This window comes from Microbulbifer maximicatervae (SeqCode) (assembly GCF_052468095.1).
Genome location: NZ_CP174332.1, coordinates 2,341,582 through 2,367,386 on the forward strand (window position 1 = coordinate 2,341,582; position 25,805 = coordinate 2,367,386).

At 46.2% G+C, this 25,805-nt stretch carries 27 protein-coding genes; 10 read left to right on the forward strand and 17 right to left on the reverse strand.

Going from position 1 to position 25,805, the window contains the following annotated elements; all coding sequences use genetic code 11:
* Positions 1-22: 22 nt before the first annotated feature.
* From ACJJIL_RS09965 to ACJJIL_RS09975, 3 genes are all read right to left on the reverse strand, one after another.
* Positions 23-772, reverse strand: a complete 750-nt coding sequence (locus ACJJIL_RS09965; RefSeq protein WP_444913808.1) for an alpha/beta hydrolase family protein — start codon at positions 770-772, stop codon at positions 23-25.
* Between the two features lie 302 nt (positions 773-1,074).
* On the reverse strand, positions 1,075-1,971 hold the full coding sequence (locus tag ACJJIL_RS09970) for a peroxiredoxin family protein (protein WP_444927850.1): 897 nt from the start codon (positions 1,969-1,971) through the stop codon (positions 1,075-1,077).
* A gap of 381 nt (positions 1,972-2,352) precedes the next feature.
* Positions 2,353-3,168 (reverse strand): hypothetical protein, encoded by an 816-nt coding sequence (locus ACJJIL_RS09975; protein ID WP_445361844.1) that lies wholly within the window; start codon positions 3,166-3,168, stop codon positions 2,353-2,355.
* 715 nt (positions 3,169-3,883) lie between these two features.
* Between ACJJIL_RS09975 and ACJJIL_RS09980 the strand changes: the two genes are divergently transcribed.
* The 3 genes from ACJJIL_RS09980 to ACJJIL_RS09990 all read left to right on the forward strand — a co-directional run bounded on the left by ACJJIL_RS09980 (position 3,884) and on the right by ACJJIL_RS09990 (position 7,832).
* Entirely contained in the window at positions 3,884-5,308 is a 1,425-nt protein-coding gene (locus ACJJIL_RS09980; RefSeq protein ID WP_445361845.1) for a serine hydrolase domain-containing protein, read from the forward strand.
* 610 nt (positions 5,309-5,918) lie between these two features.
* Positions 5,919-6,908: a hypothetical protein gene (locus ACJJIL_RS09985; RefSeq protein ID WP_413661984.1), complete on the forward strand. Its 990-nt coding sequence runs from the start codon at positions 5,919-5,921 to the stop codon at positions 6,906-6,908.
* A gap of 516 nt (positions 6,909-7,424) precedes the next feature.
* Positions 7,425-7,832 carry a DUF427 domain-containing protein gene (locus tag ACJJIL_RS09990; RefSeq protein WP_445361846.1) on the forward strand — a complete coding sequence of 136 codons (408 nt, stop codon included), beginning with the start codon at positions 7,425-7,427 and terminating at the stop codon, positions 7,830-7,832.
* 76 nt (positions 7,833-7,908) lie between these two features.
* On the opposite strand, the gene ACJJIL_RS09995 is transcribed toward ACJJIL_RS09990, so the two are convergent.
* The 5 genes from ACJJIL_RS09995 to ACJJIL_RS10015 form a co-directional block, all read right to left on the reverse strand.
* Positions 7,909-8,433: a dihydrofolate reductase family protein gene (locus tag ACJJIL_RS09995; protein WP_445361847.1), complete on the reverse strand. Its 525-nt coding sequence runs from the start codon at positions 8,431-8,433 to the stop codon at positions 7,909-7,911.
* 191 nt (positions 8,434-8,624) lie between these two features.
* Positions 8,625-9,107 carry a VOC family protein gene (locus tag ACJJIL_RS10000; RefSeq protein WP_445361848.1) on the reverse strand — a complete coding sequence of 161 codons (483 nt, stop codon included), beginning with the start codon at positions 9,105-9,107 and terminating at the stop codon, positions 8,625-8,627.
* A gap of 230 nt (positions 9,108-9,337) precedes the next feature.
* Positions 9,338-9,988 (reverse strand): dihydrofolate reductase family protein, encoded by a 651-nt coding sequence (locus ACJJIL_RS10005; RefSeq protein ID WP_445361849.1) that lies wholly within the window; start codon positions 9,986-9,988, stop codon positions 9,338-9,340.
* A gap of 105 nt (positions 9,989-10,093) precedes the next feature.
* Complete coding sequence (locus ACJJIL_RS10010) at positions 10,094-10,567, reverse strand: SRPBCC family protein (RefSeq protein ID WP_445361850.1); 474 nt, start codon at positions 10,565-10,567, stop codon at positions 10,094-10,096.
* Between the two features lie 207 nt (positions 10,568-10,774).
* Positions 10,775-11,134, reverse strand: a complete 360-nt coding sequence (locus ACJJIL_RS10015) for an ArsR/SmtB family transcription factor (protein ID WP_413661976.1) — start codon at positions 11,132-11,134, stop codon at positions 10,775-10,777.
* 288 nt (positions 11,135-11,422) lie between these two features.
* Here ACJJIL_RS10015 and ACJJIL_RS10020 point away from each other — a divergent pair, with 288 nt between their 5' ends.
* Complete coding sequence (locus tag ACJJIL_RS10020; RefSeq protein ID WP_445361851.1) at positions 11,423-11,782, forward strand: SRPBCC family protein; 360 nt, start codon at positions 11,423-11,425, stop codon at positions 11,780-11,782.
* 147 nt (positions 11,783-11,929) lie between these two features.
* On the opposite strand, the gene ACJJIL_RS10025 is transcribed toward ACJJIL_RS10020, so the two are convergent.
* A complete protein-coding gene (locus ACJJIL_RS10025) occupies positions 11,930-12,787 on the reverse strand; it encodes an urea transporter (RefSeq protein ID WP_445361852.1) in 858 nt (285 codons plus the stop codon).
* Positions 12,788-13,243: 456 nt separating this feature from the next.
* On the opposite strand from ACJJIL_RS10025, the gene ACJJIL_RS10030 reads away from it, so the two are divergent.
* Positions 13,244-13,612, forward strand: a complete 369-nt coding sequence (locus ACJJIL_RS10030) for a putative quinol monooxygenase (protein WP_444927837.1) — start codon at positions 13,244-13,246, stop codon at positions 13,610-13,612.
* A 120-nt stretch (positions 13,613-13,732) separates the two neighbouring features.
* On the opposite strand, the gene ACJJIL_RS10035 is transcribed toward ACJJIL_RS10030, so the two are convergent.
* Entirely contained in the window at positions 13,733-14,410 is a 678-nt protein-coding gene (locus ACJJIL_RS10035; RefSeq protein WP_444927836.1) for a hypothetical protein, read from the reverse strand.
* Positions 14,411-14,746: 336 nt separating this feature from the next.
* Here ACJJIL_RS10035 and ACJJIL_RS10040 point away from each other — a divergent pair, with 336 nt between their 5' ends.
* From ACJJIL_RS10040 to ACJJIL_RS10055, 4 genes are all read left to right on the forward strand, one after another.
* Positions 14,747-15,157, forward strand: a complete 411-nt coding sequence (locus ACJJIL_RS10040) for a thioredoxin family protein (protein ID WP_444927835.1) — start codon at positions 14,747-14,749, stop codon at positions 15,155-15,157.
* On the forward strand, positions 15,150-15,851 hold the full coding sequence (locus tag ACJJIL_RS10045; protein ID WP_444927834.1) for a cytochrome c biogenesis CcdA family protein: 702 nt from the start codon (positions 15,150-15,152) through the stop codon (positions 15,849-15,851). Before ACJJIL_RS10040 ends, ACJJIL_RS10045 begins: the two co-directional genes overlap by 8 nt.
* A gap of 159 nt (positions 15,852-16,010) precedes the next feature.
* Positions 16,011-16,925 carry an SMP-30/gluconolactonase/LRE family protein gene (locus tag ACJJIL_RS10050; protein WP_445361853.1) on the forward strand — a complete coding sequence of 305 codons (915 nt, stop codon included), beginning with the start codon at positions 16,011-16,013 and terminating at the stop codon, positions 16,923-16,925.
* Positions 16,926-16,992: 67 nt separating this feature from the next.
* Positions 16,993-17,607, forward strand: coding sequence for a carboxymuconolactone decarboxylase family protein (locus ACJJIL_RS10055; RefSeq protein WP_445361854.1), 615 nt, complete (start codon positions 16,993-16,995; stop codon positions 17,605-17,607).
* 252 nt (positions 17,608-17,859) lie between these two features.
* Here ACJJIL_RS10055 and ACJJIL_RS10060 read toward each other — a convergent pair whose 3' ends face one another.
* Genes ACJJIL_RS10060 through ACJJIL_RS10070 form a run of 3 tightly spaced genes read right to left on the reverse strand, consistent with a single transcriptional unit; the run spans position 17,860 to position 20,059 of the window.
* A complete protein-coding gene (locus tag ACJJIL_RS10060) occupies positions 17,860-19,443 on the reverse strand; it encodes a PepSY-associated TM helix domain-containing protein (protein WP_444933214.1) in 1,584 nt (527 codons plus the stop codon).
* Between the two features lie 21 nt (positions 19,444-19,464).
* Positions 19,465-19,737 carry a hypothetical protein gene (locus tag ACJJIL_RS10065; RefSeq protein WP_108733205.1) on the reverse strand — a complete coding sequence of 91 codons (273 nt, stop codon included), beginning with the start codon at positions 19,735-19,737 and terminating at the stop codon, positions 19,465-19,467.
* 4 nt (positions 19,738-19,741) lie between these two features.
* Entirely contained in the window at positions 19,742-20,059 is a 318-nt protein-coding gene (locus ACJJIL_RS10070; protein ID WP_444957728.1) for a hypothetical protein, read from the reverse strand.
* Positions 20,060-20,255: 196 nt separating this feature from the next.
* Between ACJJIL_RS10070 and ACJJIL_RS10075 the strand changes: the two genes are divergently transcribed.
* Entirely contained in the window at positions 20,256-20,831 is a 576-nt protein-coding gene (locus ACJJIL_RS10075; RefSeq protein WP_445361855.1) for a hypothetical protein, read from the forward strand.
* Positions 20,832-20,933: 102 nt separating this feature from the next.
* On the opposite strand, the gene ACJJIL_RS10080 is transcribed toward ACJJIL_RS10075, so the two are convergent.
* The 4 genes from ACJJIL_RS10080 to hypD all read right to left on the reverse strand — a co-directional run bounded on the left by ACJJIL_RS10080 (position 20,934) and on the right by hypD (position 25,799).
* Positions 20,934-21,560, reverse strand: a complete 627-nt coding sequence (locus ACJJIL_RS10080) for a LysE family translocator (protein ID WP_445361856.1) — start codon at positions 21,558-21,560, stop codon at positions 20,934-20,936.
* 120 nt (positions 21,561-21,680) lie between these two features.
* Positions 21,681-23,492 carry a hypothetical protein gene (locus tag ACJJIL_RS10085; protein ID WP_444897326.1) on the reverse strand — a complete coding sequence of 604 codons (1,812 nt, stop codon included), beginning with the start codon at positions 23,490-23,492 and terminating at the stop codon, positions 21,681-21,683.
* A gap of 176 nt (positions 23,493-23,668) precedes the next feature.
* Positions 23,669-24,706 carry a hydrogenase expression/formation protein HypE gene (hypE, locus tag ACJJIL_RS10090; protein WP_444897325.1) on the reverse strand — a complete coding sequence of 346 codons (1,038 nt, stop codon included), beginning with the start codon at positions 24,704-24,706 and terminating at the stop codon, positions 23,669-23,671.
* Positions 24,672-25,799: a hydrogenase formation protein HypD gene (hypD, locus tag ACJJIL_RS10095; RefSeq protein WP_445358336.1), complete on the reverse strand. Its 1,128-nt coding sequence runs from the start codon at positions 25,797-25,799 to the stop codon at positions 24,672-24,674. Before hypD ends, hypE begins: the two co-directional genes overlap by 35 nt.
* Between the last annotated feature and the right edge of the window lie 6 nt (positions 25,800-25,805).

Here is a 25,805-nt window from a genome sequence, read left to right on the forward strand (position 1 = left end):
TTACTCTCTGTAACATTCGATATTAATTAATGTATCTTTGAACCCAGGCTCCAATAACATTACCGACATATTCAGCATCTGATTTTTTCATAAGCAAATGATCGGCTTTGTCTAAAGAAATAAAACTTTTAGGATGGTTCGCAGCAGCGAATATTTTCGCCGCATGCTCAATTGAAACAGTGCTGTCTAGTGGTGAATGCATTACTAGCAGCGCTTTCCTTAATTCCTTAAGGTTAACCAAGACGTCTGCTTCATTTATATCATCAATGAACTGCTTCTTTAGCGTAAACTCTCGCCCAGCCAGAACCACTCTTGCCTGACCTGTTTTATTGATGCTATCGAGTTCATCTTTAAACATATGCTGGATGTGTTTAACATCACTTGGAGCAGCTATAGTAACAACAGCTTTAGCTGTCTTTATCATACCAGCTGCTTTCAAAACGGCAGCACCTCCAAAACTATGCCCAATTAACAATTTTGGTGCCTCGAAGCGGTTTTTGATTTCACTGTAAGCACTAAGTAAATCTTCAACATTGGATGAAAAATTAGTATTGGAAAAATCTCCATCACTATTACCCAATCCAGTGAAGTCAAACCTTAATACTGATATTCCTTTACTGGTTAATGACTTACAAATATTGCTTGCTGCAATAATATCTTTTGAGCAAGTAAAGCAATGTGCAAAAATTGCATAAGCCTTTGGGGTTCCAACAGATTCCTCTAACTTGCCCTTTAATTCTACGCCATCACGATTTGGGAAGTTAAACTCCATGACGTTCTCCAATTTCAATTACTTACAGAATACTCTAATCTCAACAAGGAAAAACCCCTGTCTATCATAGAAAGGGGTATGTGAATATGTGATAGTTTTTTATATGTCAACTGATATAAGGTAGACCTGTATTTGCTTAGGCATCGATAGAATCTTCAGGCTTTATATAATCCATATTGGTTGTTCTAAGGCATTTACTTAATCCAGGTTCAGGCCTGCGACAATATTGCTAGCTAGACAGTTATCTTTCACTCTTCATGGGCCTATCGATAAGCTCTATGAGAGATTGATATTTTACCTCACTAGGCGGTACCTTTGAGAGTTGGGTTAGCATCTAAAGTCTGCGGCTTTGAGCTTTCAAAAACATGCAGAAACGTTGTCGGGTCTGGGCGTCTCCGATAATTGTCGGTCTCATCACCGAATATAACCGTACCATCTTCATTCAGTGCTATCACTGTGGCCATAACGGTATCCTTAGGGTACCCAGGCATTCCTGCAGGGGAACCGCCAATATCTTCAATGCCTAGGGCTTTAGCACCCATTAAGTTGTCATCTTGAAGAATTTCAAAATGACCAGGTAGGTCAAGCTTGTCGGCTAACTTCCTTGAGTTGTCGTAGCCTTGGTTAGAGATAAACTTTACCTTCACATCATATTGCTTAAGTGTCTCAGCATACTTCTTCACTTCTTTTAACTGGTTCATACAAAATGGGCACCAGTTGGCTCTAAAGAACACTAATAGTGTTTTAGATTCGTCAAAAGAAGTGGAAGACACAGCCGATTTATCTAATCGATTAAAATTCATTTCAGGCAGTTTTTGGCCTTTTGATATGGCCTTGCTCTTTCTGCGGTTGTAAACGGAGAATGACCAGACATACCAATGAAGGGATACGAAGCCCAGGGCAGCAGCTGCAATAGGAACGTACTGAGACAAGGACATTGGAGCCTGGTTCGAATAAGTTGAATAAGCAACTAGTGCAACTCCTAAAAAGTTAACGGCTTGAATAACTGGCAGCCTTTCTGATGTTCTTGAAATGCTGAACACATTTGTCAGAACCATCAAGAAAAATGGTAAAGGCAAGGTCGCTAAAAGTGCGCCGACCCAAACCGGATCGCCGCCAGACATATAGATCATGATGCCGGACCCTACTCCGCCAAGCATGTTTAATAGAATCATTGGTAAAATAAGTTTTGCTTTCATTTCAAGCTCCTGAAGCGTTGGGTTAATGTCCAAAACTTGCGATCTATCCTAGTACATCACATTGACTCAATAATTAGTTCAAATAGAGAAACAATGTTGCGAAAACGGATACAATTGGATTTATTTTATCGATCTATTAGTAGTGGCTTGCATGAGTAACTTACACTCAGTTCTAGTAGGAATTTAGTATTTCTTAACAAATAAAGGAGCTAGTAAGCTGGAAGAAGGTATAAAGATGTAGACAAGATCAGACCACGATCTGACAGATCGTCTTGAATAAGAAGGGTTTACCGGTTTTGATGAAAGTGCCTAAACCTAAAAGTAAAACCAAGGATAAACCCCATGATCCATACTAATGATCGCATCATCAAACATTAACTGCTAGGTGATTTCGATTGCAATACCACTCCAAACGTAACTATGCCTTCCAGCGTTTTGATGACGCAACGTTCGCCATCCAATATCAGCCCTCCAAACTGGTTGATCTTCATTCGGGTTATAATATTTGACTGTGGTCCCATCCTTGGCAACCAGGATATTATGGAAACCCATTTCATGAGCAGACCCAGGGGAAGGGCCTCGAAACATCATAAAAGCGCAATTGTAATAGGTGTCGGTAAGCAAGTTCCTCGGCATTCCCCCATTACTAGCTGGTTGTATGAGATTTGTAAACAACGCATTATAATCAACTCTATTGCCCGGCTGCGCGAATTGAAGGCACATGTCTTTCTGGGTCGCGTCATATAAAATCCGACCGGTACGCCCAGGGCACTGGGTATTCACATAGTTTCGCACACGCATCGGTGAACTATTGTTGGCCGCCACTAAGGGATGGTCGGCACCGTTTGGCATCGGAGGTAGGTCCCCATTCTGCCATTTGATAGCACGCCACAGAGTGTCTTCCACAAAACTCTGTGGCCTTGGCGCACGGAGATCAAATCCTGACACTGCGATCTCGGTGCAGTGAGCGGCGCAAGAATTACCGTTCTGACTCGGTAAAGTTTTAAGATTCAACATCAAAATTTCCTTTTTCGTTGTGCTTGACAGTGAGAGTAGTGAGTCCAATGTACCAATTTGATAGGCAGTAATATATAAAATGGAGTGAAAAATAAGATTACGAGTTATTACGTAACCAGCAGTAAAACCGCGTACTTCCCTTTCCTGATTTAAGGGCCATTTTTTCAATGCGGCTTTCAAAGGACTTCGAGACTGAAGCAGCTCTGTCTGAGTAACAACACAAAGATATAAATTTTTAAATCAATCGCTATAGCAGTTCTACGGTCGTTAGTAACCATAGAGATTTTATTAACAAAAAAGGGTAATTTTTTAGTCAGCGTTTTAACCTCCACATCCTTGGCATAATCGTATAAATTTAATAATGCCGTTAGGAAAGGCTATAGATATTTGATGTGACCCCATACACTCCAAACTATTTTTTTATTTATAGATAACGCAGAAGACAGGCCCTTAACTTTTCGGGCCATCCTAATCTTCCATCTATGACAGTTACCAGCTGGAGAATAGCCTCATAAGGACGAGGTTTTCAGGAGTGTAAACTCGCTTTCCGTCAGTGCCTTCACTCTACCAATAACCTAATATTTTCTATCAAACTCATTTCAGAATTTTTATAAACGTGCTTTACTAGTGTAAAAAGCTCGGTTACCCCTGAGCCTCTTTATTCAGCATCACAGGTTATTGGCAATAGTCCTTTTTGAGAATCTAACTGTTCTAACTTTACTGGTTGCTCCACCAGCTCCATAGTTCTGCTTATCCTCCATTAGGCTCCGTTTGCCCAAAATGCGTTTATCTCTGTTAGTGATCAGCGTATCTATCACAAGAACTTTTATGCCTTTCTGATAGTCAAAGTTTACCAACTAAACTCTGGAAAGTTTTTGAATAGGTGTTGATTGCCATGGAACGACGTGATTTCGCAAAATTATTTCTTGGAGCTACCTCTGTATTTGCTGTCCCTCGACCACTCATCGCTTTAGATGCTTTATCAAGTCATCCAGTGAATGATGATGACGAGTTTCAACGTCTCATTCGCCATCGTATTCTTAAGCAGCACGCGGCACATGCAGCAGTTGCAGGTACCCTAAATTCTTCTGGTCGTCGAATCATTACTGTTCGAGAGCCTGAAGCCAAGGATACTTATCAACTAGGGGACGATACGATTTTTGAAATTGCGTCGTTGACTAAGATATTTACGGCCTTGCTATTGGCTGTTGAAGTTGTACATAAGAGAGTGAAACTCGATGACCCTCTCCAGGATTACGTACCAGCCGGTGTAAAAGCTCCAACTTTTGAAGGGCAACAAATCACTCTCGCCGACCTGGCTACCCATGCTGCTTCTCTTCCTCTAAGACCAAATAATCTTGCTGCATCGGCGCCCGATGCACCCAATAAGTACGCTGGTTACTCCTTTGAGCAGCTCTATGGTGGCTTGCCAAGCTATCATCTGAAAGCTAGCCCGGGTACTCAATTCAGCTATTCAAACCTGGCTTTTGGGCTCTTAGGTCAAGGACTTGCTTTGAAGGAAGGCCGCTCTTTTGCAACGATACTGCAAGATCGTGTGACGGGACCTTTAGGGCTAAGTGATACCACTTTAGAGGATGATCCCAAGAAGTCTGCTCGGCGAGCTCAAGGCCATGACTTTTATCTCAGCCCGATCGGCCCAACAAGCGATGGGGTGCTCTCGCCGGCTGGCGGTTTACGATCTACAGCCAGCGACCTCCTCACACTTCTCGACTTGTTTGTCAACGGTCGAGGCCCTAAGGATTTGGTTGCAGCATCGCGGCTAATGCTGTCAATTGATAGGCCGGGGGGCAGTGATATCACTCGTATGGCCCTGGGTTGGCGCAGGACAACCACCAATGGAGAGACTTACTATTGGTCCAATGGCAGCAGTGATGGATCGCGTACATTTATGGGTTTTAACCCAGCGCGGAGAGCGGGTGTTGTTGCCTTGGCAGATACTGCCAGCGGTGAAGGTCTGGATGATATTGGCCATCACTTCTTGAACCCCGAGCAGACGGTATCTACCAAGATTGTCCCTGTCCCAGACTTCATCACTTTACCAGAGGAGGTGCTTTTGAGAGGTGTCGGGCGCTATGGGCACGGAACAGATGATATTGTCGAAATCAGCCGTGGCTATACAGGTCTTATAGTTTCAGCGGAATATGGAGAGTTCGTAATTCGACCGCAATCGTCCACAATCTATGCATCGAAGATGGTCCCAGGGTTGACTATTGAGTTTGAGGAGGGCGATATGAGCCCTGCCCGCTCATTTACTCTTCGTCAAGGTGGAAAAGCTTATTCCTATAAGCGACTGCCCTAGTTCGAATGGTCGGTTAGTTACTACTGGGGGGGAAGGAAAGAACACATCGCACTCGAGGCCCGCTGTGAATACATCCCTGTAAGCTCCTAATCGGCATCCATGCCTCATAGGATCCCAAGCGCGGTGTATTTTTCCCTTCTCCCTTTTTAGTAAGTGCAGCCTAGGGGAATATTGGACGAAACAGTTTTAACTTATTGATAAATTGAGATTTTTTATGTCAGTCAGGTCATTGCTGCAAGTTGATTTATCAATACCACATCTTAATTGGGTTGGATTAGGCAGGGTTTCGTAGTGGCCGACGTTCAGTAATTACTAGCCCAGTTCAAAATCAGCAAAAATCAGCAAAAATCAGTTAAAGAGACTCAAAATACTGCGAACTACCTCAATCCCTCCACAATATTAATCTATGAGTAATTTCCAGAAGAATTACTACAAGACACTTTAATCCGAGGTGGATTGTTAAGAAGTGCTATTCCTGAATGATTTCAAGAATATTAATGTACAGTCGTGCTAAGTAATATTATATATTCTATTTTGCTCTGGTTTGGCATCAGAGCAAAAACAGTGAATTCCATCGCTGAAAGTAGCAGGAAAAGGCAGGAGAATAATTATGACAAAAATAGTGAGCCGCAGTATCAACCGGGAAGTGAGTTTTACCGTGTTGGTAGAGGATAATTCGCCGATACTTTTTCAAACGAAGGTCAAAAAATCACTCGAAAACTGGCTGGATGAAGCACAAACTATCTTAAAACGAGCGATAGATATGTGCACTGTAGCGATTACATACCCTGATAAGGTTCCTGATAAGTTTAAAAATTTAGTCTCCTACTACTTCGGCCTTCCTATGGATTGCCCGCCACAAAGATATTCAAATTGCGTAAATGCGATACTCCAAAAACTCAGTAAAACCCAGATAGGCTTGAGTGGTGATGTGGAGTGTGCGGATGTAAAAATGATGCCCACCTTGTGTAAGGTTCAATGCTCTACCATATCGACGATAGGATATCCATTTGGTATTGAGGACCCTTCGAAAAATGCGGCCGGGTTTGTGTTTGTGCCCTTTACGGAAAGTTGGGGCAGATCAATTTCAAACTTCTGTAAGTTGTCCTGGGCTGGTGGAGGGCAACTTAAGGGGGGGAGCTTTATGAAGCCCAATCAAAACCCTATCTGCTTGAGTTTTAGTAAAATTTGGGAGAAAGGTGAGGTATTCTGCATTGTTACTCTGATCCATGAAGGAACACATAAATATGCGCAAACCGTGGATCATAAATATTTCAATGATGAAGGCATCGCGGATAAATTGGATAAAGCTATTAGTGAAGGTGGCGCTATATGGATGAAGTTCCATCAGGACAGTGGTAAAACCCATGAACAAGCATTCAAGCTTGTTGTACAGCAGGCATTCAATCAGTTACGCGGACAAGATGCAGCGGCAACTCTTATGGCAGAGCTCACTGAGGTGAAAGCGGTGGAGAATGCGGACTCAGTGGCATGGTTTGCGTATGACGTAGCACAATTACCCTCTGAGCAGGAAGTTGGGAGAGTTATAACAGGAATGGTAGGTAAACGAAAAGTACACCCAAGCCTACTTAATCATTAAAGGAAAACCCAGGGGGCAGTCGAATTAATAGAGACGATTACGTTTCCTGCAATTTGGGGTCCTATCCCGAAATCAGAGAACTGTCCCCAGGGCCCAAGGATTTCTATATTTGGGGTGTAGATGCTCGGGCCAATGCGTGAGTGGTGAAGGATTGGTTGATACTGGTCACCACTTCCCGTACGCCGAGTACACGGTAACAATTTACACTGTTACTACCTAGGATTTTATCGCTGGAATTGGAGAGGTACTTTAGGGAGTTGGCTAACGCGTGCGATGCAGTTGTTACCATCAAAATCAGTCGTGACCATGCCAACCCTATTGTTTCAACGGGATTTGGAAACTTCGTAATTCGGCGGCAATCGTCCACAATTTATGCATCGAAGGTCGTATCAGCGCTAACTATTGAGTCCAAGTGAGGGGACATGAAGGCTCGCTGTTCGCTTACTCTTATAAGTGTGTATCTCTATTTGGATAAATGCGGCTCGCTAATCGCTAATACCTTGAAAGGAAAGATCAATGCCCTATCCAGAAGTTACGATGTCTAGTAACACAATCCACAACCCGAAAGAACCCCGACACCTTATGCGCGCCAAGATTGTGCCTAGGACAGTGCGTGTGCGTCGTGGTGGCAAGGTGATTGCCGAGAGTGGTAATGCTTTGAGAGTTACAGAACTCGCAAAAGATATGCTCGACCCCGTATTCTATTTCCCAAAAGAAGATGTTCTCGCTCCCCTCGCCCTTATAGAGGGAAAGACAAGCTATTGCTCACTTAAAGGCGATGCCAGCTACTTCTCAATCGATGATAGCGGAGAAGCTATTGCATGGGCCTATGAAGCTGCTTTTGACTTTGCCGGGGTGATCAACGGGCGTATTGCCTTCTACCCAGATCAAGTGGCAATCGAAGAAGTTGGAACTTCATCATGACCCTCTTCCTATAGACTCTTTTAGGTTAATGATCCAAACCATGCCTAGAACCTGGTTGCAATAACACTCCGCCCTTTTATAGGCACTTGTAGCGAAGGACTACTCCGCCCGTTTCAAGGGTATCTGCCCGCATCAGCTCAAAATTTTTCTGGATACCGTCAGGTTTGAAGAGAGGTGGGCCAGCTCCTAGTACGATAGGTGCTAGGCATATCCGGTACTCGTCTACTAGACCTTCTCTGAGCAGAGTAGCTACTAGATTCGAACTACCAAATACGAAGATATCCCTCTTCCCGGTCTCTTTTTTCAGCGCGCGAACATGTTCGGCCGCCTCGCCTTTCAGTAGACGAGTATTTGACCAATTGGCGGTTTCTAGCGTGCGAGAGATGACGGCTTTTTCAAGCGAGTTCATCATGTCCGCAATCGACCCTGTTTCGTTTTGCCAATAATCGGCCATCCCTTTATAGGTGCGACATCCGAATAGCAAGGTGCCAATTTCATCACCCTGTCGAAGAGAGAAGGCTTCTAATTCGTCGCCCCACACTGTTGCGTGATGGTCCAATGACCATGGGGCGGTGCCTTCAAAGCAGCCATCCAACGACATCACATTCCAAACCACTAACCGTCTCACAATCTGATCCTCATATATTTGTCTCTTGCATTGTCTGTTGGGACTGAGCTTGATGAGGGCAGTGTCACTTAGCTTGTAGAGGTGTTGTGCCAGTAGCTCAGGGTTGACGAGGCGATTTGCTCATGCCCGGTATAAATACTCTTTCGCGATATCTCTCTGTTACTTCAAACCGAATTTGTAGCAGCTTGAATTGTCGCAATATCGATCTTTCTCATGGTCATCATCGCGGTGAAGGCGCGCTTTGCCTTGTTACGGTCGGGATTCGTTGTAAGATCGAGTAGCAGTTTTGGCGTAATTTGCCACGAGTGACCCCAGCGATCCTTACACCAACCGCAGGCGCTCTCTTGCCCACCGTTATCCACAATCGCATTCCAGTAACGGTCAGTTTCTTCCTGGTTTTCGGTAATAACCATAAAACTGACCGATTCATTCGGAGTAAAATTTGGGCCGCCATTCAGACCTATAAACTTGCGCCCGAGGACAGTCAATTCAACGGTTAGCTCACTGCCCTCATGGCCACCGGGGTAGTCGGCGGCGGCCGCATTAACGCGGTCGACATGGCTGTTAGGAAAAGTTGCTGCATAGAATTCCGCCGCTTTCTTTGCTTCGCCGTAGTCGAACCAAAGACAGGTAACGAGTTCTGTCATTTTGATATCTCCTTGGGATTTAAACGGGTCGAATACTTACTCTGCTGAAAGGCCCTGGCATTGATAGTTATATCGGGACATCTGGTGGGCGTTCCAGATCTGATCTTACTGCCGAGCGTATCGGCATAATGTGCGCAGCTCCCCTTGAATACCAAGTAAGTGATGGGCTCCATAACTTTCGAGTTCCTATCTCTGCTTATCTATCCCAAATTGCGCTTAGACTGCCGGCCCTACTCTCGTTGCAGGGAGAAATCTCCAGTCGTGATACTTCCGCCTCGAACATAGGTCACACAAATTACACCGCTATCTGTCGTCATGGCTTGCTGTACATGGAACGCTGTAGGGATCACACCTGAACCGAAAAGACGTTTCCCGTTACCCAGGACCAAAGGAAAAATCAGTAATTTGAACTGATCAATTAGGTCCGCTTTGAGTAGAGTTTGAATAAAGTCAGCACTGCCTGGAACCAACAAGTCAGGGCCATTGCTAGCCTTGATTGCACGAAGCCTCGAGATTGGGTCATCCCCCAGCCACTCGCTGCCTTCCCAGGTAAACTCAGGTTTCGTGCGAGAAGCCACGTATCGTATTGTACCGTCGATTTTTTTGGCCAGCTGGATTTCACTTTCATCAACACCCTCAGGCGGAGGGTCAGCAGCAACTTTTGGCCAATGTGCAGAGAAAATGTCGTGTGCCCGATGGCCAAGCAGGAGCTCAAATGGCGCTGCGAACACATTGCCCATGAATTCACCAACACCTTCATCAAAATAGGAAGCTACCCATCCACCAAGCTCAAAGCCCCCTGAAGAGTCCTCTTCCGGGCCGCCAGGGGCCTGCATCACACCATCCAGGCTAATAAACGTGTTTACAATTATTTTTCGCACAAGTTCTTCCCTGTTGGTTCTATTGGTCCAAATGATTCTGCGGGTTGTACTTGGACTGTTACTCAATGGCTATTGAAGCCCGAAGAGAAACAATATTGCCCTCCTCTATTCGGCTTCTACTTTTCTTGCTTCCAAGTATGCAGTCAGGTTAGAAAGAGCGCGCTGCCACCCATTGCGAGTTCCCTCGATTATTCCCGAGCCGACCAGGGAGGCGATTTGTATCGTTACCTTGAGTTCTGTCACGCTTTCACTATTGCCGATCTCCACGCTAATCAAAGAGATACTTAGTGGAGAGCCATCCGTAGTTACACGTTCGGTGAACAATAGCCGATGTGGCTTTCTGATTTCGTAATAGTGTGTTTCGACCCGGAATCGCAGATCGCTACTTTGACCGCATAGATGGACGTCTAGGCCTCCTTCGCGAAAGTCATTTTCGAGAAATTCGATTGTTTCATCTTCTGAGGGAGGCCCCCATATCGAGCGGGCTTGCGGGTCTTCCCATGCGGAAAATACCCGCTCTCTCGGTGCTTTGATCCTTCTACTGATCGATATGGTGTCGTGGGATAAATCTTGGCTCATGCGAATCCCTCTGCGATGTTTGCAAAGCGTGAACAGCCCGAGTGCAAAAAATAACGATAGTTAGCTTTTTGGATAACTATAGTTAACAGTAATTGTTAGGTCAATGGATAACCGGCGAATGGCTCCGTGCAGTTAAAACTTCAACTCTAGGCGGGATGGAGGTCGAGAAATTGGCTTATGCCTATGGGATCCGTATTGTTGGGGCATCTACCCCTTTTGTACTAAGTCATCCTGCTCTTCTGCGTCGAGCGTTTCGACATAGCTCGCCATCCGAGCCATCCGGCCTTCCCATATGGCCGTTTGTGTATTGATCCATTTTTGTGCCGCTGTCAGTTGCTTGGGTTTTATCTCACAGGTTCGCACACGACCAGTTTTCTTGGAGCGAATCAAACCCGCATCCTCCAGCACACCAATATGCTTCATGAACGAAGGGAGTGCCATCTCAAATGGTTCTGCGAGCTCGGTGACCGACGCTGGTCCGCTTATCAAATGCTGAATGACAGCGCGTCGTGTTGGATCAGCCAGAGCTTGGAAAACAGTATTCAGGTTGTCGTGATTTTCTTCCATCTGAATAAGTATATCGGTGAAAAATTGTTAGGCAATGGCTACTGGGTGTAGCTACGTATTAAAAGCAGCTTAAGGTTACTTGGAAATCGCTCATTCAATCATTCGATTAGCCTTGCCGCCTCAACGATAATGGATATGCTCTAGAGCGTCTGCAAGCGCTGGTTTGGCTCCCTACTATGATCATAAAATCAGGTGGAGTCGATTAAATGGTGTTATAGGGCAAAGATAAAATGTTTCAGTGTTAACAGGCTACTGGAACCCCATTACTTAAAAGAATAAGGTGCAACAGTGATCGATTTTACTTATCAAAAGGATGTTCGAATCGAACCGATCTCTTATACAGTCCGGGCAATGCCAGAGAAGGTCTTTGATGCCTGGATCATACCCAACATGGTTGAAAAATGGTGGGGGCCTGACGATTTCACGACACGTGTACTCAACCTCACTGCCAAGGTTGGTGGGTGCTTTGCTTTTGAGATGACTGCTCCAAGCGGCAGTTCCTGCGTTATGTCTGGTGTGTATCGCAGCGTTGACAGGCCGAAGCGATTAGTTTTTGAAGTCCACGAGCATTGCAATCTTAATCTGCCAAACAACACCAAGCCGCAAGAAAATGCATCTTTGGTCGAAGTTGTTTTCAGGGGCAGTTAGCTTGGTACCATCGTTACTCTGACACATACGCTTCTCAACACTGACTATGCAAAACTGGCAAAAGTCAGTTGGACTCAATCAATTTGCCAAATGGAAATCGCACTTACCGAATCTGCCACGAGCTAGTTTTTTCTTTAATTGGCTGGATTAATGAGTTAATGTAAGTTTTCTTTGGATCAACAATATAATCCAGCTAGCGATAACAAATGGTGCGGTTAATACAATAATATCAGCGCTCATAAAAGCCATTGCGATTGGAACGGTTAATATACTCCCTGCAAGTGGGGCTAGCCATCGCTTACGACCATTTGATAATGCAATAGCGCTCAAAGATGCATTGTAACCGAAGAGCCCGGCAAGAATTAATGTGGGTGATAAGGCCAGGAGCATGGCCAGTGATGTGGCCAGCATTCCACCAATAATACTCCAAAACGCATGAGATTTATTCGAGATAAAAATCCCAATTAAAAAACAAATACCTGTAATGGCATTGTTCTGAAAGATTATTTGACCAATACCTTCAAATATCCCCCAGGTTGAGGTGTTTTCGTTAATGAATGCTGCAGTTGGCGCTAGATCTAGTGCTGGAGCCAATATCCATATAGCCCATATCACCAGAATGTAGGGCGTAGTATAAGGCGGAAGGACAAAATGAAGCAGCATAAAGCGCATGATTAAGACTGTTAAAGCACTTCCACCGACAATCAATAAAAAAGTCATTAGGGATGGAGCATATAATAAGAATATGACTACACCGATCAAAGCCCCATTGTACCCAAATAGTCCATCCTCAATTTGTTTTACGGGGTAATTTAGAATAGTTGCACAGGCAGTTGCAGTGATAACCCCAATTGCGATCCCTATAGCCATGGTAATAGAGTTAACTGTTACTCCGAGTATGAATAGAAGGCCACTCAAGGCGTTTCTTTGCAGGATGACCTGGCTAATTCCTCTGAAGAGACTGACAAGACAATTTCTGAGTTTTGTAGTTATTGGCTTTTTCATAGTATCTCTATTACAGCCTTAATTCGAATTAGTTAGTGTGGCTGCCAGATTTTTAGCCAAGTGAAATTAGAATATATTGTGTATGAGATTAGCAAAGGGGTTATCCATTATCTTTCTTAATCTGAATAAGTTGTAATAGTCCCTGCCCGCTCACTTGTTCACGGTCATAAATAGACTATTAACTTTAGGTTATCCAGAATAAGCCATGGGTAATACACAGTTACCAGGTAAGCTGATTTTTTTTCGATATATTGTAGTGCTACTTAATTGACTGTCACGTTCTGACCAGAGGCCCGTAGCCTGCTTTAGCTTATTAGATTTTCTTCATACCTGTGATTGAATGTGCTTCCCCAAAAACCATCTACAATTCAACACACCACTTAAGCGCCGTGGGTAATACATTAACTCTTCCGGTGTATATGGTTAAACGATACTTTCGGTAGTGAGGTAGCAAGCATGTTTAACAATGTAGGTTGGATTATCGAAGGAAAGATAAGAAAGGGACATGAAGCGGAGTTCAAAGCTGTTGTGAATGAGATGGTCGCAGCAACTAAGAAAGAAGGTGGAACCCTGAACTACCAGTATTACGTAACCGATGATGGAAACGTGCTTATCTACGAGCATTTCAAGGACTCCAAGTCTGCCCATAAGCATATTGACTCGTGGGACAACTTCGCCGATCGCTGGATAGCGGCTGCTGAACCCACTCGCTTAGTACACCTGGGTGATATGCCACAAGAACTTCGCGAGCGTCACTCTGGCCTGAAGTCAATTCTGTATCACCCTTACGCTGGATTTGAGCGTTCAGGTGGTAAGGCTCACTAACCTTCAAGGGAAGACAGTAAAGGTGTAATACTTTCACCAGTTGAGTTGATAACTACATGTTTCAAGACAACTGGTGAAGGTTGGGTACCCTTTCATTTATAAAAAGTTACTCCAGCAGTTTTATGGAATCCCATATTTCTCAGCCAATCGATCGATTTCTGCTTGTGATCTGGAATTATCTGGACACTTCGCACCAAACCATGGATTTAGATCACTATCTGTATTTGTAGCAGGTAGCTCTTTAACATCAAAACAGCGGTCTCCAACTTGAACAAAGGTTCCTGTCGAGGTCTGGTATCTGTTTTCTGTAGGCTGATATCGACGGACTTTGTTGCGTTCCCTGGCTATTTTTCTCTCGAGAGCGGGATTGAATACAGTCGGTTGTCGCCCTGACCTTGGCGCAGTTGGGAAATCCCCGGAATGGGGCCTTGCCTCCAATGCTCCTTCCAATTTGGGGGGTGGCTCTTCTATTTTGGCTGGCTTCACCTTATTCAAACGATCAGGTATTGGCGGGCTAGTAATGGGTACTGCATCTGTCTGAGCGTTAATTTCTTGCTTTGATACTGCGCTCGGTTCTTCATCTGTTGGCGGAGACGTAGAAGGCAGAGGAGTAAATGAGGCCAGTAATTTGACTTCTAGCGACGTTTTGGTCCTAGGAGTTGGACCTGGAGCTATTGATACTGGAACAACTATCAGTGCTATATGGGTTCCAATAGCAATCAGTACTGAGACTGCAAAGCGCCAATTTTGGGTGGTTTTGATGTTGGAGAGTGAAGGTGTCGTCGTATTAAAATCCATCTACTTCGTAGACCATATCTCAATAGACCTGGCCAAAATCCTTTTCCGAAAAACTCTGTGATTAGTGCGATAACAGGTAGGACTCCCACAGATCTTATAAGTTCTTTGGAGCCTCCAACTTCACCTGGTTGTTACTTTATGGCAATGAGGCCATCGCCCTCCTCCTGTTAGCCTTCTTCGCTACTGAATACACAGAGAACAGCCCTAGGGTTCCTAATCAAACAAATCCTCTTTGCCTTACTGTAAGAATTTGCACTCCAGTACGACCAAGGTGGGTATCTAAACAGATTGTCTTCAAATTGGGGCTTATACCCTGCCACTAAGGATATGGATTGTATGAAATTTATCCGCTTAGCTCTTCGCACCTTGATCGCCGCTACATTAGTTTTTTCTATGCCATTCGCTCTAGCATCAGAGCCATTTTCCGAAGAACGATTCAAGGAGTTACAAGCCGCCAAACGACCCATTTTGATCGATGTGAGAGCAGATTGGTGCCCAACCTGTAAAAAGCAGGGCGAGATTCTGGCACAGTTTCAGAAGGACAATGCCCAGTGTGGCCTTACGATCCTGAATGTGGATTTCGACTCCCAGAAAAAGTGGGTTAAGCACTTCCGCGCTCCTCGGCAATCAACGCTACTACTGTTTAATGGGGAGCAACAGGTGTGGTTCAGTGTTGCCGAAACTCGTGCCGATGTAATTCAGGAGAATATCTTCGATTCAGTTAAGGCTTGCACTGACAATGCTTGAGCTTAGCGCCATCCCCCTGGCTTTGATCGCGGGTACTCTCAGTATTCTCTCCCCCTGCGTTTGGCCGTTGGTGCCAATGGTTGTCGGCGCATCTAATAGCGCCGGGCGCTGGGGGCCGTACGCGTTGGCGGTTGGGCTAAGCTTGTCCTTTGCATTGGCAGGTACTGTGCTGAGCTTTCTATTGGTCTCCTTAGGATTAGACCCAGAACTCTTCCGCTATATTGCCGCGATAATGTTAGTGGCGGTTGCACTCGTCTTGTTGATCAAACCACTTTCCGATTGGCTTACCTTGCGCTTATCAAAAATCACTGTAGGGGCGAGCATTACCGGTGATGGGGCTTGGGCTGGGCAGTTTGGTATTGGCTTCCTTACCGGAATCATCTGGCTGCCATGTGTCGGCCCTACCCTGGGTGCCGCTATAGCACTGGCTTCCATGGGCCAACAATTGGGACAGTCATTTATGGTGATGTTTGCTTTCGGACTAGGTACTGGTGCAGCGCTTTTAGTGGCTGGGGGGCTATCGAGGCAGATTTACACTCGACTGTCACCATCAGTTGGGGCTTTCGCCATTGGAGGCAAAACAGTACTAGGTCTTATACTATTACTGCTCGGGGTACTGGTATTGAGTGGGCTTGATAAGGTAATGGAAGCCTGGGCTTTGAATTGGATTCCCGAGTGGACTTTCAGTTTTTGATGGTCTTTTAGTGGCAAGCCAAGCCATATTGGTTTTTATGGGCCGGGTATTCTTATTCGGCCTTCTTAACTTGGAATCACAAAATTAGCCTTACGACTCATTAGGTACTCGCTCCCTTCATCGGCGTGAATGCGCTCTTTTCATATTGGAGGATTTACGGTGGTAGAAATCGAGTGTCTATGGGAGTGCAATGATGGATTGGGCGAGACACCGATTTGGTCAGCGGAAGACAAGTCTATCTATTGGGCTGATCACGTTAACCCCGAACCTGACCCCACTGATGCCCGGCCTCCATCCATAAGAAGTTTCAATATCGAAACAGGCGAACGCAAGACCTGGGATATGCCTGAACAAATAGGCTCCTTTGGCTTCCGCCGTGGAGGCGGAATGATCGGAGGTGGATGCTCCGGTTTCTTTGCTATCGACTTGGAAAACAGGCGTGTCGATACAATCGTTAATCCTGAACCCGGTAGGCCCCACAGTCGTTTGAATGATGGCAAAGTGGACCGCTATGGGCGTTTCTGGTGCGGCAGTATGGATGTGCGTTTTAAAGACAAATCTTCCTATCTCTATTGTTTGGAGCCCGATCTAACCTACCGAAAGGCCGATAAGGATTTTCGCTTTGTTGTAGCCAACGGCATTGCTTTTGACCCTGAAGATACGCGAATGTACTTCGGGGATACCTTTGGACATATGGTTTACGTATTCGATCTGGATATCATTGACGGCCGGATTAGCAACCGGCGCCCTTTCTTTTCCATAGAAGACCGACAACCAGGAATTGTCGACGGTGCAACGGTAGATACGGAGGGGTTTTACTGGTTTGCGTTGAATCTTGGGGGCAAAATCTTGCGAGTAGATCCCAAAGGAAGGCTTGATAGAGAAATCGACCTGCCGATTCGCAGTCCTACCTGCATCGCTTTTGGCGGTAATAATTATGAGACACTGTTTGTCACATCTCAGCAGTCATTCCTTACTAAAGAGGAACTGGCTCGACATCCTCAACCGGGCTGTATCTTAGCCGTTCACGGGCTTGGAGTTCAGGGGCTCCCTGAGCCAAAGTTCGGCAGTTAATCTGCGGTTGAATGCAACTCTTCAAACAGGCATCCCGAATCTTGCGTTCTGTCGGGCTAGAATCTTTGTGTGTGATAAATCTGAATCGCCAATTGGACAAGAGAGGTGTCAGTTGCGTATCCCTGCCATCCCACCAGAAGAACTTAGCGAAGAACAGAAACCTCTTTACGAAGATATGAGTAATGAGATGAAGGGGTATTTCACAGGTTTCATCAAGAAGCGTAAGGATGGCGCTTTACTGGGGCCCTGGGCACCAGCACTGCAATATCCCAGGTTTGGAAAGCCCTGGTGGGACAATATCAAGGCTATTGCAGATAAACCCACGCTTCCTAAGGCTGCTCGGGAGGTTGCGATTCTAATCACCGCAGCTCATTTTAAAGCGGGTTATGAGCTGTACTCCCATACGGTTATTGGTGAGAAAAGTGAGTTGGCAAGGAGCAAAATTGCCACTATCGCAGCGGGCCAGCGTCCGATAGACCTAACTTTTGAGGAAACCGCTGCTTATGATGTCGCCGCATCACTTGCAGCTGGAGGCCGCCTGCCAAAGGCTACTTGGGAGATGGCCGTGAGTGCTTTCGGTAACGAGGGTGCCGCCGAACTGGTCTTTCTCGTGGCTGGCTATCATCAGGTCTCTGCCATTTTAAATGGTTTTGATATTTCCATACCTGGCGACGGGAGTTAGGGAGCGTCTCGGTTCGGGAGGGGGCAAGAATGTTCTGGATTTATCCAGCCCAACGACACACTCATCCTATATGTAAGTTGTGAAAAAAGTAGCGTCCTCTGAATGCTTGAAAGTAAATACCACTCTCTTCGAGAGTAATTGAGTGGAAGGTAAAGTGTGTAGTTGGGATAGGTTGCAGCGCCCTATTCCAGTGCTGTACTGATTCTATAAAGTTTACGAGATGGCATTCGCCATCTCGCAGGAAATAGCCCGTTATTGTGCGGCAACAGCTTGGGGTATATCTGCAGGCTGCTTTAACTGGGATACCTGTCTATAGATATATCTGCTCGAATAGAGGCAAATGACACCCATTACCAGGGCGCCCAGGTCAGTGAAGACTACTGGCAAAGTGACGGACTTCCAGGGGACCAGCAGACCATTTCCAGTTACCAGCGCATTCAGCAGCGGGATGCCGCACAGCAGCAAGCCTGCACAAAGTGAGAGATCTGCTAATGCAGGTTTTATCTGGCGGCGCAACATCGCCCAGGCTATGGCCACTCCCCATACAGATAGATACACCATTTCAATCCAGTGAAAGCGCTGATCGCCACCACTACCGGGAGGTAACAGCTTATTGGCATAGAAAGTGGCCGCGGTGGCGACAACCAAACCGGCACAAACCCCTACCGTGAGCAAACTGAGGAACCAGCCGGAACCTCGGGTATTAATATCACCAGAGGGGAGCTTTTGCCTCTGTGCCTTGCGAACCTGCCAGATAACGGTGCCCGTTACCATCATCAAACACAATGCCAATCCCAACACAAAGTACAGGGCTTTTATCAGGAAGCCACCGTAGAGTGCGTAGTGAAGTGGAGTCAGTGAAAAATATACCCGCATAAACGGACCTGAATCCTTCACTGGGTTATTGATATTAACTACTTCGCCATCTTCACTGCGGTATTTGACATCTACAAAGCGCACCAGCGCCTCGTTTGTTTGGCCCGAGACTTGGACAACCTGATTGCGATCCCCGTAGGCCTCCACATAAATGGCTTTGGGTTTCGCATTAGGCACTTGGTCCTGGTAGCGTAGCAGTATTTGGTTATAGCTACTGGACAGCAAAGGCTCGCCAGTTATCTCAGGATGTTCCCCCACTACCGAGGCGACTGCAGCTTCCACATTACCTTCAAAAGCAGAAAATGCAGCAACCTGGATCATAATGCCATTCAGGCCAAGTATTGCGCCGGTAAAAGCAATCACTATATGGAACGGTAGCGGCCAGACCCCTAATACTTTGTGCAGGTCTGTCCATTTGAGCCGCCTGCTGCGATCCACACGGAATTTAAACATCTCTTTAAAAATTTTCTTGTGAATGATGATGCCACTTAATATGGAGAGCAGCATCACCAAGCCCATCAGTCCAACCAGGTAGCGTCCGAAAGGCCTGGGAAACAGTAGGTCAGTGTGCATATACGTCAATAGCTCAGCGAAATCAGAGCCGCTGGGCGGCAGCACTTCACCGGTATTGGGGTTTATATGGCGTACCTCGGTTTCCTCACTTTCAGCATCAGTCCAGAGCACTTCCAGCATAGGATGGTAGTAGTCTGGCATTGAGATCATAAAAAAGCTGTCCTCACCGATATTTGCCTCGGCGAGCACCGGAGCGACCAGTTGATCTACATCCACAGGCGCTTCAGCATCGAAGGCAATACGATGCTCGGGGCGTTCCCATTGGGTCAGCTCGTGGCCAAATAGTGCGACCACGCCGGAAAAGGAAATTACGAATAGCAGAATAGAAAATAACACCCCAATCCAGGAGTGAATTTCGTAAAAAAGGATATTGCTACGCTGTTGCATTTAAGTTGGCTAGACCGAAAATTATAAAAAAGAAAGAGCGCTTAGTCCGAGCATGACCAGCAACAGGGACAGTAGGTATGCCGCTGCGCGCCAAGTGGAGGCGGCGAGTAACCCCATACTCATATACCCGACCCATAAAAGTGTCGATAACATAGATCCCGCTGCCATCCGTTCTGTTGGCTCGGCGGACGGCCAGTAAATCGACAACATCACCGTGCTGGAAAACATCAAGATAATGCTCAGCACAATGGTCAGGGCGACCTGTTGCCAACTGATTTTTATTGAAGCAGCCATAGAGTTATCCGATAGTCAGAAGAGCCTGCTCTAATACCAACAAGCCCACTACTGACAGCGGAAAATGGCGAAGCAGCCAATTAGGTTTGATTGGGGCGAGCAGTGCTTGTAATAAAGCGCAGAACATCGCGACACAAAGCCAGATGGGTATCCCTACCTCCCAACCATATAGGAATCCATAAGGAATTGAACTCACCGGAAGCACCCACCAGGCAATTCTTTGTAAGCGCTTAAAACTACTGAGCTGTAGATCTTTATGTCTGGTTACAAAAATAATTAGTACAGCCAAATAAGTAAGTAGGAAAGCCACCAGGTTAGACATTGAAGTTTTCCAGCCTTCTTTGCTTAGAGGTCGAGGATTTTTTGAACATTGCGCTTATTCTTTACAGAAATGGAGTTTCGTAGTTGCAAATATTGCCTTCAATACTGGGAAGCTCTGTATTTAGCGATCTACCGGGTTTAAATTTAAGTCACAAATAATAATCATTATCAGTTGTAGTCTATCTTAAGATACATGTTTGTTCAATTGGCTTGAAAATGCAGGCAGACTGGAAGGTAGCAAGGAAGAAGTGCTAAGTTCTTTTACCTTTCCTCCATATCTTATCGTTCTTATCATGTGGATTATTGACTTCGAAGCCAGTGGCTTATCCAAGCAGAGTTACCCTATAGAAGTTGGCCTCTGCTCTGAAACAGTGGAATACCAGGCGCTAATAAAACCAATGCCACACTGGTCTTATTGGTCCGATGATGCTGAATCGATACATAACATTTCCCGATCAAAGCTGGAATCCGAGGGTATTGATCCAACTACAGTGGCTTATAGCCTAAACAGGATTCTTTCAGGCCAGGTTGTCTATTGCGATGCCCTGCAGTGGGACAGTTTTTGGTGCAATGCCCTTTTTTCTGATACTGGCATTCATCAGGCGTTTGAACTCAGGGATATTCAGGAGCTAATTGGTGGCTCTGAAAATCACTTAAGAGCATTCATTAATGAGCGCGAAAAGCTGGAGGACTCTGACAAATTCACAGTTCATCGAGCACTGGATGATGCAAAAATAATCAGGAAGGCACTAAAAGTAGCATTAGCAGGCTGAAATGAGTGAGTAGTTTTGGAGCTAAGTAAAACGGTCGTCCTCCTAAAACTAACTAACAGAGAGCAGTAATTGGGTCTATTACTTCTGCACCTAGTGGAGGCACTAACTCTTTGCCGCAATAAAAACACCACTTCCTATAAGTAAAGCCCCAGAGCCGTATTTTAGAGCCGGGGTCTTTCCTGATTGGCTGATTGTTGACCGTGCCTTGCAGGCAAGGTACGCATAACCGGCCATCACACTGCCTACGGCTAGCGTTGCAATTGCAAATATAATTGCAATGTCCAAAGAAGCAACGCGAGTTAGATCGAGGAAGGCTGGAAAGAAGCTTACGTAGAAAAGAATAGCTTTCGGATTACCCAGCGTGGTGACTAAGCCCAGTAGAAAACTTGAAAAGCTGCTATGGGAGTGGCTTGTTGCTATTTGGTTTTGGTCGACTTGTCTTTTCTTTGCTGAGAGAAAGAGACTCACTCCCAGCCAGATAAGATAGGCGGCTCCAGCATATTTAATAACGATGAATAAGCTCCCCAAGGTTTCGGCTAGCGTTGCTAGGCCAAGCAGGGCTAACAAAATAAAGAAATAATCACCTACAACAATTCCCATTACTGTAATTAATCCCTGGCGCAAGCCGAGTGTCACTGACCGGGAAATAACAGCTAATACTCCCGGCCCAGGTATCAGTGCTAGAACTAGCATTGAAATGAACAGAGCTAAGGATGTAGAGATTGTCATGGGGTACTCAGTGATTTTTAACTATTGATTCTATATGTTCAAATATTGAACGCAACCTAATTGGGTCTGTACCCCAAAATGGGGAGCAGACCCAGCTAGTCAGATAGATATGGCGATGAATTAATCCTGTTGCATACCATCAACCCATTTCGGTTTCTTGGGGGCGATAGGAGCGAATCGATATAGCTCCCAACCGCCATCAGGGTTGAGATTAAATGGGTTCGCTGTTCCAAGCCACATGAAGGTTGGGTGATTAATCATCGTTCTAAAACCGAAGTTAGCTGAATTGCCCACACCGTTTATAGTTGCAGGAATAGCGCGCTGATTTGGCGAGAGAAATCGATAGAGCTTTGCGCCAGATGTTACCGGGTTGGATAGTGCGTTTTCCAGTAGCATAAGTAGTTCTGCTGGAAGTTCACCTGCGGGGTCAGTTCCACTCTCTATTAGAGCTGCAAATTGCTTACTGACATCTAGGGTACCCAGATACATATTGTCTCCAGTTACACCCAGGCGCCATGTGTATACATTAAATGGCCAACCCAATCCGGCTCTGCCTAGCTTTGGGGCCCCAGCCAGTGTCTGAGTATCCACAAACTCATTACTATCTGGGTCCCAAACCTGGACACTTTGATACCCATATAGGACATTAACCCTCGGTTTCTTCTTCCCTTTATCTCTCTTACTTTTTCTGGTGAATCGGTCACCACTGAACACAGTGGTTGCACGATGAGTTGCGATTATGGTTCCCAATTCACCAATAGGCGTATCCCAGGTTTCGCCATAGGCTTGAACATGGCTTCTGAAACCACCTAATGGAAAGTTAATCGTGCCCCAGTAGAGCTTTCCTTGCCATGATGTAATGTCTCCGCCCGCATAGGCCCGAGCACTGATGAGGTCTGGTTCGTACTCAGTGATGTTCCAGACCTCTTCCCACTCTTCAACATCACTGGGCTTAAAGCCTCCGGGAGGTATCCTGGGGCTCATTACAATTCCCGAATAGGCCAGAACTTCTCCTGTTTGAGTATTAACATTGGGCCAGGTGGAGGAAAATATACGCCCTCTATGTACAGTCAGGTTTGCAGGGGTGCTTTCCATGGTTCCCACTGCTTCAAACTTGAATGGATCATGCAGATCGCCCATCCAGCGAAGGACTTGGCCTGATCCACCCAGGTCTTCTTGTAATCGAACGCCTGTGTACAACACACCTTTGTAATTTAAAAACTTACGGATGTTTGAATACTCAGGGAATCTTTTCGATCCCAAGTACTGCCCGGTACTTGCCTGCCAAGCCATCATAATGATGCTGTTACCGCCGCCCTCGCCGGCTATACCTTCTTGGACACCGCCGGGTCCCGCAAGAAAAATAACATCGTCAGCGTAGCCTCCAGAGCGAAATCCCAATGTATCTTGCAGAAGTGGGTCATAGATGGGAGTTATTTCCGTGACTTCCAGTGTACAGGTGTCCATACGATAGGCGGTGGGTGCCCGCCAGTCGCCAAGATTTTTTAGGTTAGGATTTTCCTGTGCCAGGATTCCTTGATTAAACTCGCATACCCAACCCTGGTTTGGTGCGAAGATCGGGGTCAGAACTGCATCCGGTGCTGCCTGTGCGGTACAGGGAACATTGGCACCTGTTCCCCAATATAAAAACTTGGGTGATTCAGCCATCCCCCAGATCTGTGCACTGTTGCGTTTAGGTTCTCCCGCTGAACATACCCCGTCGACTAACTCTGGATAGGGTTCGCCTATACCGTTAAAACACTCGTCGACAGGCGCCTTAAATAGTTTGTCAAAACGGGGCTTAACCCGCTTGCACCTTTTGTCTGGATGACCGTAGGACCCAACTTCCGGTGCAGCCCATTGAGCGTTTGCAGAAATTGGAATTGTGGAAGTTAAAAGTAACGAAATTGCAAAGTACGCGGTGACTCTCATGAATATGCCCTGCCCTACTACTTACCGCTACTGCGGAACATTCAACGGTTAAAAGGCTTGTAGGTCTTATTAATCGCAGACCAAATGGGTCAGCAATATCCAAGACTAAATAGAGATTAGGATCTTGAAAGTGAGAGGAACTGATTAATTCTATGAATATTCTGCCAATAAAATCCTTAGCAAATTCTCGGTAGTTGTTCCCCTGGTAACCTTTGTAATAACCGATCGCATCCCAAGCTGTTCTTCAGAATGACTTGGGCGCAATTTCTTTCTTCAATTGTACCGATAAAACCACAGGCGCTTTCCGCTGCTGCTTCTTGAAGGATGGAAATTGCCTGCTTGGAGGCGCCTTCAGGGACAATAGCGACAAAACGTCCCTCGTTTGCAACATATAGTGGGTCGAGGCCCAAAATTTCACAAGCGCCCTGTACGGCATCGGATACTTGAATTTTGCTTTCTTCCAAAATGAAGGTTTTTCCGCAGCTCTCTGCTAGCTCCACCAGTGCAGTGGCTAGCCCACCTCGTGTGAGATCTCGCAGACAATGAACTTCAATTCCGGCATTCATCATTTGTGCAACGACACCATTCAGTGGCGCACAGTCGCTGAGGAGATCACTTTCAAACTCGAGTCCTTCGCGGCAGGCCATTACCGCCATTCCGTGGCGGCCAATATCGCCGGATAGAATGATAGAATCACCCTGACAAATGCGGTTGGGATCAATGGGTTGTTCTTTTATCAGGGTACCGATACCACTGGTATTGATATAGAGCCCATCCCCCTTCCCTTTCTCTACCACTTTGGTATCGCCGGTGACTAAGGTAATTCCTGTGTTCCGGGCAGCCTCAGCCATCGAGATCAGAACACGTTGGAGAGTATCCAGGGGCAACCCCTCTTCGAGAATCAAGCCGCAGCTTAAAAACTTGGGTTCCGCGCCGGCCATGGCCAAATCGTTGACGGTGCCATAAACGGCGAGCTCACCGATGTTTCCTCCGGGAAAGAAAAGCGGTGAGATTACAAAGGAGTCGGTGGTAAATACGAGCTGATCCGGTTTCCATGGAAGTGTTGCACTGTCATGGGCCTGGGATAGCCAGGGGTTAGAGAAGACAGGTTGAATATATTGATCGATCAAGCGTTGGGTCATCTCCCCACCGCTGCCATGGCCGAGGCGTACGACCTCGTCAGCGGTTGGTGGAATTGGACACTGCAGATTCATTCGATTCCACCTGGTTCTGGTATCGATAGTAGGCCGCGCAAGCGCCTTCAGTGGAAACCATTGGCGCCCCCAGCGGTTGCTGGGGTTGGCAGGTCTTAGCGAAGTGAGGGCAGTCCCCGGGCTTCTTTAGCCCCAGCATAATATCCCCACTGATACAGCCCCTGTTCTCAGAAATGCTCAATGCTGGCAGATTGAATGTTTGTTCTGCATTGAATCCTGAGTAATCATCGCTCAATACTAGACCGCTAGCGGGAATTTCACCTATACCGCGCCACTGTTGTGTTGCTACTTTAAAAACCTGTTTAATCAAGTCTTGGGCAACGGTATTACCTGTTTTAGTAACCGCGCGCTGATATTGGTTTTCTACTTCACTGCGACCACTCTCTAATTGACGGACACACCGGAGTACGCCTTCAAGAATATCCAGGGGTTCAAAGCCTGTGATCACTATTGGAATCTGGTGCTTTTTCACCAAGCTGCGGTACTGACGATATCCGGTTATTGCACAGACGTGACCGGCAGCTAGGAAACCTTGAATCCGGCAGTCTTCACGGGCACATATCGATTGAATCGCCGGTGTAACCAAAAACTGGGATATCAATGCGTAAAAGTTGTCGATTTGCTTTTGCTTGGCGAGGGACAGCGCCAGGGCATTGGCGGTAGCAGTCGTTTCAAAACCCACTGCAAAGAATACGACCTGCTTGGTGGGGTTCTGCTCTGCCACATTGAGCGCTTGCAGCGGCGAGTAAACAATACGGACATCGCCTCCGGCAGCTTTGACCTCTAGTAAATCTCGATCTGAACCGGGGACTCGCAACATGTCGCCAAAGGAGCAGAAGATAACATTCGGTATTGCAGCAATCGCAATAGCTCTATCGATGATTTCCTGAGGTGTGACACAAACCGGGCAACCGGGTCCGTGTACTAATTGAATCTCCTCGGGCAGTAATTGCTGCAAGTTGTATTTTGCGATGGCATGGGTTTGCCCTCCACAGATCTCCATTAGAGTCCATGGGCGAGTAGTGACTTTCTGAATCTCTGCCGCAATTAGCTTGATGTTCTCGCCGTTGCGGTATTCCTTGAGGTATTTCATTACAGG